Genomic DNA, 13,966 nt, shown 5'->3' with positions numbered 1-13,966 from the left:
AGGATCTTATAAGCGCGATAAAAATGGTGTATAGATTCTTCGCTGTCACTCAGAATGACAATTGCGCACCCACAAAATATTATTTGGCATATAGGGTTACCTTTCTGCTTTTAAAGGTATAAACATCAGGATGTCAATCATACCGGTATCCCGAAAAACCTTTACTGCCATGCTTGCCTATACTATCCAATTATACAAAAACGCTTACACTGGTCTTGCTAAAAATAGCTGGTACCTGTCTGTTGTGATGTTGATAAATCGGGCAGGTACAATGGTGGTACCTTTCCTGAGTATTTACTGTATCCAGCAATTACATTTTAGTATTGTACAGGCGGGCATTATCATGACTTTGTATGGTGCAGGTGCGCTAAGCGGATCATTTACCGGCGGTAAACTAATAGACAAAATTGGCTTTTACGATTTACAAATCGGTGCATTAATAAGCGGTGGGTTATTTTATATATCGATAGGCTTTTTACATAGTTTCATCATCCTGGCTATAGGCACATTTGTGCTTAGTTTCTGTAATGAATCTGTACGGCCCGCTAACTCGGCAGCAATTGCACACTATAGCTCAGACGCTAACCGTACCCGCTCCTACTCGTTAAACCGGTTAGCCATAAATCTTGGCTGGGCCGTTGGTGGTGGTTTGGGTGGCTTCCTGGCAGCCATCAATTATCATTTATTGTTTTGGGTTGATGGTTGCACCAATGTGCTTGCCGCAGTATTGCTGCTATTTATAATGCCACGGGCGGCGGTGGCAAAAACCTACAAGAAAAAAGATGAAACAGTAATAAAAACATCGCCTTATAAAGACAAACCTTATTTATGGTTTATAGTATTGCTTACGCTATATGCTACCTGCTTCTACCAATTTATGGTGATGCAGCCCGTATTTTTTAAACTAAACTGGCACTTTAGCGAACGTGTTATTGGTTTGCTAATGGCGCTTAACGGTGTTTTAATTACCGTTATTGAAATGGTGATGGTACATAAGTTAGAGGGCCGCCGCAGCGGGATGTTTTATATCTACACCGGTGTAGCATTGTGCAGTGTAGCCTTTGCGTTTTTAAATATTCTACCGGCCACAGTAATTTCTGCCGTTATAGTGGTTATAATAGTAACCTTTAGCGAAATGCTGGCCATGCCTTTCATGAACTCGTTTTGGGTGAGCCGCACCACTCCGCATAACCGTGGCGAATATGCCGCATTGTTTAGCATGTCCTGGTCGGCCGCCCAGATCATTGCTCCGTTTTTGGGAAGTAATGTTATTTATTATGGCGGATTTAGCGCTTTGTGGTGGTTGCTGGGTGGCTTATGCCTGGTGAGTTCGGCGGGGTATTGGTTTTTGCACCGGTACCAAAGCACTACCCCCGCAACATCTTAGCGGTAACCAACAACTGCCCCACGTGTCGCATGATATGCTCGGCAGCATGGGTATACAAACCTATTACGGTTGATGGTAGCTGATTGCGCCCCACTCCTCTTGTATGTGTTAGTGTAAGTTCATCTGCGTGGCTTAATTGCCTGATAGCATCATCAACCTGGCGGTTAAATATTTCCAGTAAAGTATTAACACTGTATGTTATTTCGGGCATTTTTCCTTCCATCGCTAATTTCGTAAGCTGGTGTTCCGTCAATTGTTGGCCCCGTGCATAAGTAAATAACCGGTCAAGCACCCCGGCCAAATGCTGTAAATGAAATGCCGGCGAGGCCAGGCCCGATGGCTTTACCCATAATAGTATCTCGGGGAAATCGGCCATAAAGGCGTTTACTTCCTCGCGTGCCTGTAATAATGCATGGGCAACGGGTTGCAATAATGGTGGTACGCCATCTAACGGACCGCGCAGCCATACTTCAAGCTTTTTATCATCTGCCATGTATTTTATATTTATGTAGGCAATTTATTGCATCTTTATAATATGTGGTATAGCTATTGCTATTAGCAATTTATATTAATTTAAACTTATGCTAACTGATACTAAAAAATTCGTCAAAATAACTGCAATGCTACTGCTTGCATTTACGTTTGTTTTTCAAAGCTGCAAAAAAAGCCGCTCGGATATGGGTAAGAACCTGTATCTGAAAACCAAAAATAAAGTTTTTAAAGATGTAACGCCCGAAGGCTGCGCAGAAGTATTTCAAAAAGTTTTAGAGGAAGAAAAATCCAAACTGAGCTACCCTAAAACTATAAGCGCGTTTTATGAAGCCAATGGCTATGACCCTATATTTGTAATGGATCATATCTTTAATAAGGACCTGAAAACCGCGGTAATGTATTACGCGAAAGCCGGCGAGCATGGACTTAATCCTTCCATGTTTAACGCTGACGAAATGGCCGCTCTCATTAATAAGTTTTATAACAAAAAGCAGATCAAAACACTCGACCAGGCTTACCATGCTATTGCCGAGTTGGAACTGCTTACTGCAAACTCGCTTATAAAATACAGCAATGCCCTGCAATACGGTGTGGTTAATCCTAAAAATATTTACGCAAGATATTATACCAAAACCGTGCGTCCGGATAGTACGTCGGCGCAAAGGATCTTCCAGATAACAGATATAAAAACCTATTTAGACAGTATCCAGCCTAAAGACCCATCGTATATAGCATTACAAAAAGCGCTTGCAAATGGCACTGCAATAACTGGCACATCACCCGAAAACGCTAAACGCGTGATTATTGCAAATCTTGAGCGCTTAAGGTGGAAAAACAAACCGTTAGAGAAAAAGTACGTGGTAGTAAACATAGCTGACTACAGGCTTGATGTGGTGGATGATGGCAAATCTGTGTTAAATATGAAGGTTTGTGTTGGACAAGGCCGTAATCCTTACGGCAAAACCGATCTGACCAACTATGTAGATTCCGATAAAGTTGACAAGCCAAATCAACACTCTACGCCGCAGCTAAACAGCAACATCCATAGTGTGGATGTTAACCCCGTTTGGAACATCCCTGAAAGCATTGCCAGTAAAGAAATAATGGTAGAGGCTGCTAAAGACAAATATTATTTAGAAAATAAAGGTATTAACGTTTATAAGAACGGTAACCTGGTTGACCCTGATGATATCAATTGGGCCACCGCAGCAAAAGGCGACTATGAATTTAAACAAAAGCCGGGCGATGATAATTCGCTGGGTAAAATAAAGTTTATGTTTAAAAATCAAAGCAGTGTTTATTTGCATGACACCCCGGCTAAATTAGCTTTTAACAGACCCATGCGTGCTATAAGCCACGGCTGCGTACGTTTAGGCGACCCACAAGGGCTTGCGCATAACTTATTTGGTGAAGGCCCTAAATTCGACCTGATAGTAAAGGACATGGCATCAGACAAACCTGACCCGACAACTGTTAACCTAACCCCTAACATCCCGGTATATATTACTTATATAACCGCCTGGGCCGATACTACTGGCGCCATACAAATAAGGCCCGATGTGTATGAGTTGGATACGGTATTGTATAATGCATTGGCACAGGTGAAGTAAACATAACATTTTGTAACTACAACAAAAATGCCCTTGGATCTCAGGGGCATTTTTGTTAAATAAGTTTATAACTTAGTCTTGTTAAACTTATCACTATGAAGTCAATACTATTCACTCTCTGTCTAATGGGCGCCACGTTTTTTTCTTTCGGCCAAAATTATGGCGATACCAAAATCACATTTGGTTTGGCTGGTGGGTCTAACTTTTCAACCTTTTCAATAAAGGCTCCAAATCAACTTTATGTTGAGCCGAATTTAGCATATCCGTTTTCAATTGGCTTTAATGCCGATATTACATTTAATGATTACTTTTCTATTAGACCTTCAATATTTTATCAGGGTAAGGGTTCGACAGTTAATGAACAAACTACTATATACAATGTTGCCGACATTTATAAATTACATTATTTAGAAATTCCGGTAGATCTTATCGGCCATATCCCTCTTAATGATGAGGGAACCAACATATTTTTAGGAGGAGGTCCTTTTATTTCGTTAGGGTTGAACGGCACCAGGGAGAAAACAATAAATGACGTTACGACAAAAGAAAAATTGACATTTGGTAATAACGGCGATTTTAAATCTATTGATTTAGGGCTTACAAGTGTTTTAGGTTTTCAAACAGCGTCAGGCACTGCTGTAAGTATTAATATTGATTTTGGGTTTTCTAACATCCTTCAAAACAGTGATTTAAACATTGGCGCCACGTCAGCAAAAACGGGGACGTTTTATCTATCTATAGGCCAATCGTTTTAATAGTCGGAACATAACAAAAACGCCCCTGATTTCTCAAGGGCGTTTTTGTTAAATAATTATTTGTTACAATCTTACAGAATCTGTAGTTGTAACCTCCGGCGAAGTAAAATTCGCTAATACATTCTCGCTTAAATATTTTGAGTTGTAGCTTGGGTTATTACCGTTAATAAAGAAAACGGTTTTACCTTTTATAGTATTGATAACCTGCGACACAACCTCGGGCGATACAGCAGGGCAGCCAAAGCTGCGGCCTAAACGGCCTACCCTGGCTATATTACTTTCGCTTACATAATCTGCAGCGTGTACTACGATGCCACGTGCACGCGCACTGGTGTTAAAGCCTGCATCTAAGCCATCCAAACGTAATGAACGACCATGTTTACCCACATAAACATCATCAGCTAAAAAAAAGCCTAAACTGCTTTGGTGAGACTCGTTAGTGTCCGAAAAGTTTGTAGCCATATCGTCGCCACTACCTTGTCCGTGAGCTACCCAGGTATTTAATAAAAGATGCTTGTTAAACAGATCTATTATCCACATGCGTTTTTCGCGGCTTGACTTTGTAAAATCGACTACAGTAATAACCGAGCCGTTTTGCAATTTATTAGCCGACTTGATATTGAAATAACCTGTTAAAGCCTTTTGAAAAACTTCGAAAGTTAACCCTGTTTCCTGCAAACGCGCTGTTTGGTAAACAGTACTTACGTATTGCGCAAATAATTCTTTTGCAGTAGGGATTGTTGTTTTGTAAGCTGCCGTAGTTCTTGTAGCGTTAACCGGCTTAAAGCCAATAACACTTATAAATAATACTAAAGAAACGCAGCCTATCCACCAAAAATGTTTTCTCATACTTTGTTGAGTTTTAAGTCAATAATTTATTAAAAATCAGGAGTGAGTTGTTATAATTGCTATACAAATATACTCAAAAATTACCAATAAATAAAATTTATTAACGATTATTTAAAAACTGACAAAGCAATTACATCAGTAATTAAGTTATAATTGGTTTTACGAAAAGGCATAAAAAAGGTTGTGTTATTTTACCCACTTAACTTTATCAGTTAACGCCACCTGCCTAACACCCTGCGGACGCTCATCAGCGTAACCCAAATATAACACACCTATTACTTCATCCTCGCCGCGTAAGTTTAAGAACGCTTTCATGGCAGGTTTTAGTATCATGCCTCCCGTACTCCAAAAAGAGGCCATGTTTAAAGCTGTAGCCCCAAGCAAAATATTTTGGATAGCGGCTGAAACAGCGGCAATTTCTTCAAAAGCCGGTATTTTAGGCAGATCGCCTCGTCGCATAACCGCAATAATTACGTGTGACACTTTATTACCCTGGTTATAAAAGTTATCATAAACACCCTGTGTAAACTCAGCAGCAGGTGTGTTTTGCTTGTATAGTTCGGCATGCTTATGGCAAAACTGCGATGGATCAGCATAAACTGTAAAGCGCCATGGCTCGGTAAGGCCGTGGGTTGGCGCCCAGTCGGCCAGTTCTAAAAGTTCAGTTATTTGTTCATCGGGTATTTTATTACCGTTCATCATAAAAGGTTTTATTGTGCGGCGGTTTTTGATGATGGTGGATATAGTGGAGAATGTATCAAACATAAAATAAAACGTTTTAAAATAAAAATGAGTGACTGTCAGTCACTCATTCAATAATTCTGTAATTCAATAATTTAATATATCGCCGGATATTTACCCGGATTGCTTTCATGCATCATGCCGTAAACTGCTTCGATGACATCATCAACTGATGGCTTGGTAAAATAATCGCCATCCGAGCCATAAGGCGGGCGGTGATCTTTGGCACTTAAGGTACGTGGCGGCGAGTCGAGAGCATAATAGCCTTTTTGAGCCTCCAGCACTTTTTGCAATATATAAGCCGATGCAGCACCCGGAAGGTCCTCATCAACCACTAAGAGCTTGTTTGTTTTATATAAGGAGTTGCCGCATACGTTATCAATATCAAATGGATATAGTGTTTGCGGGTCGATTACTTCTATGTTTACGCCCAGTTTTTCAAGCTCAGCAGCCGCCTCCATAACAATACGCAGGGTTGATCCGTAAGAAATGACGGTCATATCACTGCCTTCTTTTAATATCTCAACCTTACCCAACGGTACGGTAAACTCGCCCACATTAGTTGGTAATTTTTCCTTCAGGCGATATCCGTTAAGGCATTCAATAACTATAGCCGGCTCATCGCCACGAAGCAGAGTATTATACATACCGGCAGCCTGGGTCATGTTACGCGGCACGCAAACATGCAATCCGCGTAGCGCATTTAATATAATACCCAGCGGCGAACCCGAATGCCAGATCCCCTCTAACCTGTGCCCGCGAGTGCGCACAATTACCGGCGCTTTTTGCCCGCCGGCAGTGCGGTAGCTTAAGCTTGCCAAATCATCACTTAATACGGTGATGGCATATAACAGGTAATCTACATATTGGATCTCGGCAATTGGTTTTAACCCACGCATGGCAAGGCCCATGCCTTTACCAATAATGCTTGATTCGCGGATGCCTGTATCAGTTATCCTTATATCGCCATACTTAGCTTGCAGGCCGGCAAATCCCTGGTTAACATCCCCAATAGCACCCAAATCTTCACCAAAGGCTACTATGGTTATGTCGCGCTCAAAATTGGCATCAAAGCAGGCGTTCAATATTTCGCGGCCGTCTAAAAGTGCGGCATCTTCCTCATAATGGGCAGGTACCACATTAACATTTAATGGCGACGATGACGAACCTGTAAACAGTTTAGAATTAAAGCGCTCTTTGTTCTTTGCGTTTTCCTCGGTCAGCCACTCAATGAGCGCGTATTTCTCGTCAGAATTTTCCGAAACCGTTAGGCGTAATGCTTTACGTATGGCCGATGCGGCGTCTTTACGGCCCGGATCCACACAAGCCAAAAGTTCGGCAGAAACATCCTCCAGTTCATTCTTTAACTCGGATACATGGCTAAGCGCATTTATCAGCTGTACCGCCTCGTCTATTTCGGCTTTTATTTTATCACCTAAAATATTCCAGGCTTCACGCTGGCATTCGCGCACATATTTTTTGGCCTCATCTTCTAAGGCGGTTATATCTTCTTCAGTAATAATTGCCGATTCAACCATCCAGTTACGCATCTGTAATAAACAGTCGTAATCACTTTCCCAGGTAAGGCGGTCCTTTGTTTTATAACGCTCGTGCGAACCGGAGGTAGAGTGCCCCTGCGGTTGTGTCATCTCCACCACGTGGATCAATACCGGCACATGCTCTTCACGGCAAACGGCTATTGCGCGTTCATACGTTTCGCAAAGGGCCACATAGTCCCAACCGCGTACTTTAAATATTTCGTAACCGTTTGTCCCGGTCTCGCGCTGAAAGCCGCTTAATATCTCAGATATATCCTCTTTTGTAGTTTGGATACTGGCGGGTACAGAAATAGCATAAGCATCATCCCAAACAGAAATTGCCATAGGCACCTGTAGTACACCGGCAGCATTAAACACTTCAAAAAATAAACCTTCTGATGTTGCGCCGTTACCTATAGTGCCAAAAACAACCTCATTACCATTAACAGAAAAATTAGTTAATGGCGCAAGATCACTGTTCTGGCGGTATAATTTTGATGCATATGCTAAGCCTAATAAACGAGGCATATGACCGCCGGTTGTTGATATATCAGCTGAACAATTCATGGTTTCGGCCTGGTTTTTCCAGCTGCCGTCCTCATTTATAAACCGGGTGGCGTAATGGCAATTCATTTGGCGACCTCCTGATGCGGGATCTTCTGTTATATCGGGGTTTGCATAAAGTTGGGCAAAAAACTCTTTAAGGTTGCTCATGCCCGTGGCAAACATAAAAGTTTGGTCGCGGTAATAGCCCGCACGCCAGTCGCCCTTTCTAAATACTTTAGCCATGGCCAGTTGGGCAACCTCTTTACCGTCGCCAAATATTCCAAATTTGGCTTTACCCGTAAGTACTTCGCGGCGGCCAATAATACTGGCCTGCCTGCTTTCATAACCTATACGGTAATCCTTAATTACAATACTTTTGAAATCATCAAAACTCAGCTCAGCAATAGTATTGTTACCGGCACCAGGATTTGCAGTTTCAGGCATAGATATTTATTTAAGATGTAAAAATATAAAATTCTAATTTGTAATTGGTATGTGCATCTTTAAAACATCCGCATAACCTATTAGTTTTTACACAAGATAGCAATTGTATCTTAACCTGTAATAATTGGATATGCGGCCCCTACTTAAATACATCATAATCAACGTGAAAAAAAATTAGCAGTGTATCGTAATATCAGATAGTAAAGTAAATTTGAAACTATATAATTTAATTTCCGTTAAACCTTTTATATTTGTAATACTCAAAGAACTAATTATGAAAAAATTAATTTTAATGTGTGCAGTGGTTTTAGGCTTTGCCTTTAATGCATCGGCCCAAACTGATAACAAAGCTGAATTTAAATTCAACGAGGAAAAACATGATTTTGGCACTATACCACAGGGTAAACCGGTAACTACCGTTTTTACTTATACTAATATTGGACAAGAGCCACTTATTTTAACCGAAGTTAAACCAACCTGCGGCTGTACTATTGCCGATTATACCAAAACACCTGTTTTAAAAGGCGCCACCGGTAAAATCACTATTACTTACAACGCAGCAGTTGTAGCACCATTTGATAAAACTATTGTGGTAACAAGCAATGCTAAAACCCCACAAAAATATCTAAAAATTATTGGCGAAGTTGTAGCGGCACCTGCGGCCAAAGCGGCACCAAGCACACGGTAGTTGTTTAGGTTAACCTTGCGCTACCATAACAGGCAGGCACAGGGTCAATAACAAAATTAAAAAAGGCCCGAAATATTTCGGGCCTTTTTTGTTTAGTTTACTATCCAATACATAATCTACTAATTCTATCGACATAATTATCACCTTTTTATTACTTTTGCCAAATGCCAAATATATCCCGAAAAGGGCAGCGAATGCCTGCTTCACCTATCCGTAAGCTAACACCCTTTGCCGACAAAGCCAAGCTCCAGGGCAAAACTGTATATCACCTTAATATAGGCCAGCCTGATATTGAAACCCCTACGGGGATGATAGAGGCCGTTAAAAATATTGATTTTAAAGTTTGGGCATATACCGCGTCAGAGGGTACGCTATCTTATCGTAAACAATTAGCCAAATATTACAATAAGGTTGGCTACAACATTACTACTGATGATATTATTGTTACTACAGGTGGATCTGAAGCGATATCAATAACCTTCATGACCTGTCTTGATGCCGGCGACGAGGTGATAGTACCAGAACCGTATTACGCCAATTACAACGGTTTTGCCAGTCAAAACGATGTTATAGTAAGGCCGATTATGTCGTATATCGAGAATGGATTTGCCTTACCTCCTATCAGCGAGTTCGAGAAAAACATTACTGACAGAACCCGCGCCATTTTTATTTGCAGCCCTAATAACCCTACCGGGTACCTGTACTCGCGCGAGGAGATGGAAGCGCTGAAAGCGCTGGTGTTAAAACATGATCTCTACCTGTTTGCTGATGAGGCTTATCGGGAGTTTTGTTATGGCGATCAGCCTTTTGTATCACCCATGCATTTAGATGGGCTGGAAGAGAACGTGATTATAATTGACACAGTAAGTAAGCGTTACAGTGCCTGCGGCGCTCGTTTGGGTTGTATTATTAGTAAGAACCGAAAGTTTTGGGAGGTTGCAATAAAATTTGCCCAAGCCCGCCTTAGCCCCGGCTTAGTTGAGCAAATTGCAGGCGAAGCGGCTATAGACACGCCAGACGAATACTTTGAGCGCGTAAAAGCGGAATATACTACCCGCCGCAACACCGTTGTTAATGCCCTTAACCGCATGGAAGGCGTATACTGCCCTAATCCAGGCGGTGCGTTTTATGTAATGGCGCAGTTGCCTATTGACAACTCGAACAAGTTTTGCCAGTGGGTGCTGGAAGAATTTAGTTATGAAAATCAGACGGTTATGATGGCCCCTGCTACCGGATTTTACAGCACACCCGGGGCGGGCATGAAAGAAGTACGCCTGGCCTATGTTTTAAACAATGACGACCTGGCTAAAGCGATGATTTGTTTAGAGGAAGCATTGAAAGTATACCCGGGGAGAACAATTGCTGAAAGCTCAATGCCAAAAGCAGAAAGCTTTTTATAAACAGAAAGCTTAAGCTTTGGTCAAAGTTTAGTACCTTTGTCAAGCTTTAAGGTTTATTCTTTCAGCTTTTACCTCAAAATGGGGTCGACCGGAATTGACAGGATGGAGATGAGTATGTAAGCATGCAGCGCGTTGGATGAATTAGCGCTTAAATCTGAACGTTCAAACTTACAAATGGCGAAAATAACTACGCCTTAGCTGCCTAATTTAGAATTAGCATAGCTTTTGTCCCGCCGGTTTTCCGTTTCGTTGGATCGGCAATCGGGGCATCGTAAAACGAAAATAGCCTGCTTAATGGTGTGCATAGCAGGCGAAACAAAACACCTAAGGAAGACGGTACAGGTAAGCAGCTGACCTTCCCCTTCCCTACAATTAAACAGATGCTAAGCACGTAGAAAGCATATCTTGTACCATGTTTGGACGAGGGTTCGAATCCCTCCGGCTCCACTTCGATATCTCATAACTAATTTAATTTCAATTAGTTATGAGATATTTTATTAATTATGGGGCCAAGTGTGGGGCTGAAATTAGTAGCTGTTCTCAAACAATGATAATTGAATTTTCAAAATAATTTTTCTTCCACCAGGTCTTTCCAAATAATAAGTCCTTTTGGGTCTTCTGAATAGTCATGTACAATACGACTAAAATGTTCGGGATTGGTTTCGAGATATTGCTGCCGACCTTTTGTTATCTTCCGACCAAACTACCAACCTTAAAGTAGTGCTGCATAAAGCAGGGTTAGAATTGATAGATAACAAAAAAGCTATATTAATCGAAAAGATAAAAAACGCGGTATTAGATAGGTTAAATAATTCTGATGTTATAATAAAAACCAACTTTTCTACTTACTTAAGTAAGAAACTTGACCTGGATATACTTACCTGGCCAATATATTTTCAGAACACCAGGGATCGACCATAGAAAATTTTATTATTACCAACCGGATAAAAAGGTAAAACAACTCATCTGCAACCAAGACCTTAACATTACCGAAATTTCGCGGAATTTAAATTATAGCAGTGTTGGCCACTTATCTACCCAATTTAAAAATATTCCTGGCGTAACCCCTTCCTGTTTTAAGCACCTTACATATAAAAGCCCTGTCGTACTGGAAATGTGTGAATAATTTTATAACATATGACACCTGATCAACGTATAAGACTTCAAGTCATTTAATTACATTATTTAAAAACAAATTTCATGAGACAAAAATTTACTTTGACTATGGATAATACGCCAGTGCTTAACCGCCCGAGCTATCCAAAAATGTTTAACGCCATTTGGTGTATGGCTGCCTTGCTTGTCTTATTAAGCATTGGTTGTAAGAAAGATAAGTTTGTTGCTGTACAAGGCGTATGCCCCACAGTGTTGACCGATCCGATGGATAAAGCAGTAGATGTGGCCCTTAATAAGGTGATCACTGCAACCTTTAATACGCCTATGGATAGCACTACTATTAACAATTCTACATTTGTAATTAAACAGGGTGCAACAACTATTGGAGGCAAGATAGCTACGACAGCTAATCCGGCTGTTTATACTTTTACGCCAACCGTAGCATTGTTGCCATTTGCTGTATACACAGGCACGATAACTACCAGTGCGGCTGATCGATTCCACACCGCGCTAACCAGCGATTTTGTTTGGACATTTACCACAATACCGCAAATTACTGTAACGGTAAGCCCTGTTGCCGGTGGTGTTACCACTGGTGCCGGTAATTTCGCGCAGGGATCGACAACTACGGTTACTGCCACGCCTAATACCGGTTTTACTTTTAAAAACTGGACAAATGCTGATGCAACTGTGGCATCAGTAAGCGCAAATTATCAATTTGTAGTTGCTGGTAACCGCACATTAACCGCCAATTTTGTAGCCGTACCGGCCGGGCAGTTTGCTGTAGTAGTATCTGCAGTACCTGTAAATGGTGGAACAACCGCTGGTTCAGGATCATATGACGCAGGTACCAACGTAACTGTAACAGCAACGCCAAGCGCAGGCTTTAGCTTTGTAAACTGGAAAAACACTGATGGTTCAATTGCTTCAGTTAGTCCAGCATATACGTTCCAAATAGTTGCAAACCGAACTTTAACAGCCACTTTCTCCGCTGTTCCGGCTTCGCAATTTGCCTTGGTACTATCATCAAGCCCAATTGCTGGTGGCTCGACAACAGGCTCCGGCTCATATTCAGCAGGCACGTCTGTAACGGCTACAGCTACAGCCAACCCTGGTTATACTTTTGTTAACTGGACAGATAACGGTGCAATCGTTTCAACAAGTGCTGCGTATACTTTCCCGTTAGCTGCTAATCGTGCATTAGTTGCCAACTTTACACTAAACACTTATACGTTAAACGTAATAGCAACAAACGGAGCTGTCGATAAAAATCCAAATCAGGCTGTGTATAATTTCGGTACTACCGTAGCACTTACCGCTACGCCAAATGCCGGTTTCACATTCACTTCATGGAGTGGCGATGCTACAGGTAATGCAAACCCATTATCGGTAGTCATGAATGCTAATAAAAACATCACCGCCAATTTTACACAAAACACTTATACATTAAACGTAACAGCCACAAACGGGACGGTAGCTAAAAATCCAAGCCTGGCTACATACAATTCAGGCTCTACGGTAACGCTTACGGCAACGCCAAATGCCGGCTTTACGTTTTCGTCATGGACTGGCGATGCTTCAGGTAGTGCTAACCCACTATCGGTTCTTATGAACGCTAATAAAAACATTACCGCCAACTTTATAGCTACACCCGCAACACCGCCTTTATTCTCGTCTATTTTTGGCGCGTTTGGTGGTGCTGCAGGTATAACTAATCAGGGTATAAATACGGTAATTAACAACGGTTCAATTGGCACCACAGCGGCAGCTACTTTAATTACCGGTTTCCATGATGGTTTAACTGCCGATGTTTATACCGAAACGCCGCTTAACGTAGGTTTAGTAACCGGCGGTATATATTCAGCACCGCCTTTCCCCGGTACTGCTGCAAAATTCAATACCGCTACACTTGCGCTGGCTGCAGCCAATGCTTTCTATATCAGCATTTCGCCGGCTAACAGGCCGGGTGGTACTGATCCGGGCGCGGGCGAGTTAGGTAATTTAACCCTTGCACCGGGTACCTATAAATCTGCAGGTGGTTCATTTAAAATCACCAACGGCAACCTTACGCTTGATGCGCAGGGCGATCCAAACGCGGTATGGGTATTCCAGGCACCAACATCATTAACAGTTGGTATTGCAGGCCCGGCAGGTGCACGTAGCGTTTTGCTGGTAAACGGCGCTAAAGCGCAAAATGTATACTGGTATGTAGGTAGTGCTGCAACAATCAATGCCGCCGGTGGCGGGGTAATGGTTGGTACGATCATTTCAAGTGCAGGAGTTACCTTCTCTACAGCGGGTAATACGGTTCAAACCGTACTTAACGGCAGGGCCATATCGCTTGTAGCTTCTGTTACCATGGTAAATACAACTATCAACACGCAATAATCCCTATTAATT

At 41.8% G+C, this 13,966-nt stretch carries 12 protein-coding genes and 1 other RNA gene; 9 read left to right on the top strand and 4 right to left on the bottom strand.

All coding sequences use genetic code 11. The features are described from left to right. Nucleotides 1-130 precede the first annotated feature (130 nt). Nucleotides 131-1,387, top strand: a complete 1,257-nt coding sequence (locus ABIB50_RS12930; protein WP_429380145.1) for an MFS transporter — start codon at nt 131-133, stop codon at nt 1,385-1,387. Here ABIB50_RS12930 and ABIB50_RS12925 read toward each other — a convergent pair. Next, nucleotides 1,368-1,880 carry a DinB family protein gene (locus ABIB50_RS12925; protein WP_429380144.1) on the bottom strand — a complete coding sequence of 171 codons (513 nt, stop codon included), beginning with the start codon at nt 1,878-1,880 and terminating at the stop codon, nt 1,368-1,370. The two genes, ABIB50_RS12930 and ABIB50_RS12925, sit on opposite strands and share 20 nt — an antisense overlap. A gap of 184 nt (nt 1,881-2,064) precedes the next feature. Here ABIB50_RS12925 and ABIB50_RS12920 point away from each other — a divergent pair, with 184 nt between their 5' ends. Continuing rightward, entirely contained in the window at nt 2,065-3,489 is a 1,425-nt protein-coding gene (locus ABIB50_RS12920; protein ID WP_429380143.1) for a L,D-transpeptidase family protein, read from the top strand. Nucleotides 3,490-3,584: 95 nt separating this feature from the next. Continuing rightward, complete coding sequence (locus ABIB50_RS12915; RefSeq protein ID WP_429380142.1) at nt 3,585-4,244, top strand: porin family protein; 660 nt, start codon at nt 3,585-3,587, stop codon at nt 4,242-4,244. A gap of 63 nt (nt 4,245-4,307) precedes the next feature. On the opposite strand, the gene ABIB50_RS12910 is transcribed toward ABIB50_RS12915, so the two are convergent. The 3 genes from ABIB50_RS12910 to ABIB50_RS12900 all read right to left on the bottom strand — a co-directional run bounded on the left by ABIB50_RS12910 (nt 4,308) and on the right by ABIB50_RS12900 (nt 8,362). Continuing rightward, the gene (locus ABIB50_RS12910) at nt 4,308-5,093 is read right to left on the bottom strand and encodes a murein L,D-transpeptidase catalytic domain family protein (RefSeq protein ID WP_429380141.1); all 786 of its coding nucleotides are present in this window, start codon (nt 5,091-5,093) and stop codon (nt 4,308-4,310) included. Between the two features lie 186 nt (nt 5,094-5,279). After that, nucleotides 5,280-5,858, bottom strand: coding sequence for a nitroreductase family protein (locus ABIB50_RS12905; RefSeq protein ID WP_429380140.1), 579 nt, complete (start codon nt 5,856-5,858; stop codon nt 5,280-5,282). 71 nt (nt 5,859-5,929) lie between these two features. Further along, on the bottom strand, nt 5,930-8,362 hold the full coding sequence (locus ABIB50_RS12900; RefSeq protein WP_429380139.1) for an alpha-ketoacid dehydrogenase subunit alpha/beta: 2,433 nt from the start codon (nt 8,360-8,362) through the stop codon (nt 5,930-5,932). A gap of 274 nt (nt 8,363-8,636) precedes the next feature. Here ABIB50_RS12900 and ABIB50_RS12895 point away from each other — a divergent pair, with 274 nt between their 5' ends. From ABIB50_RS12895 to ABIB50_RS12870, 6 genes are all read left to right on the top strand, one after another. After that, nucleotides 8,637-9,050 (top strand): DUF1573 domain-containing protein, encoded by a 414-nt coding sequence (locus ABIB50_RS12895; RefSeq protein WP_429380138.1) that lies wholly within the window; start codon nt 8,637-8,639, stop codon nt 9,048-9,050. Nucleotides 9,051-9,214: 164 nt separating this feature from the next. Beyond that, nucleotides 9,215-10,450 (top strand): pyridoxal phosphate-dependent aminotransferase, encoded by a 1,236-nt coding sequence (locus ABIB50_RS12890; protein ID WP_429380137.1) that lies wholly within the window; start codon nt 9,215-9,217, stop codon nt 10,448-10,450. An 80-nt stretch (nt 10,451-10,530) separates the two neighbouring features. Next, nucleotides 10,531-10,900, top strand: a transfer-messenger RNA (tmRNA) gene (gene ssrA, locus ABIB50_RS12885). 234 nt (nt 10,901-11,134) lie between these two features. Continuing rightward, nucleotides 11,135-11,371, top strand: a complete 237-nt coding sequence (locus ABIB50_RS12880) for a hypothetical protein (protein ID WP_429380247.1) — start codon at nt 11,135-11,137, stop codon at nt 11,369-11,371. Further along, nucleotides 11,313-11,576 (top strand): AraC family transcriptional regulator, encoded by a 264-nt coding sequence (locus ABIB50_RS12875; protein WP_429380136.1) that lies wholly within the window; start codon nt 11,313-11,315, stop codon nt 11,574-11,576. Before ABIB50_RS12880 ends, ABIB50_RS12875 begins: the two co-directional genes overlap by 59 nt. Before the next feature lie 74 nt (nt 11,577-11,650). Beyond that, entirely contained in the window at nt 11,651-13,954 is a 2,304-nt protein-coding gene (locus ABIB50_RS12870) for an InlB B-repeat-containing protein (RefSeq protein ID WP_429380135.1), read from the top strand. The last annotated feature ends 12 nt before the right edge of the window (nt 13,955-13,966 follow it).

It is taken from the genome of Mucilaginibacter sp. UYCu711 (assembly GCF_050433825.1).
Taxonomy (GTDB): domain Bacteria; phylum Bacteroidota; class Bacteroidia; order Sphingobacteriales; family Sphingobacteriaceae; genus Mucilaginibacter.
The sequence above is the reverse complement of the archived record's forward strand: the minus strand, read 5'-3'. Positions and strand labels throughout refer to the sequence as shown.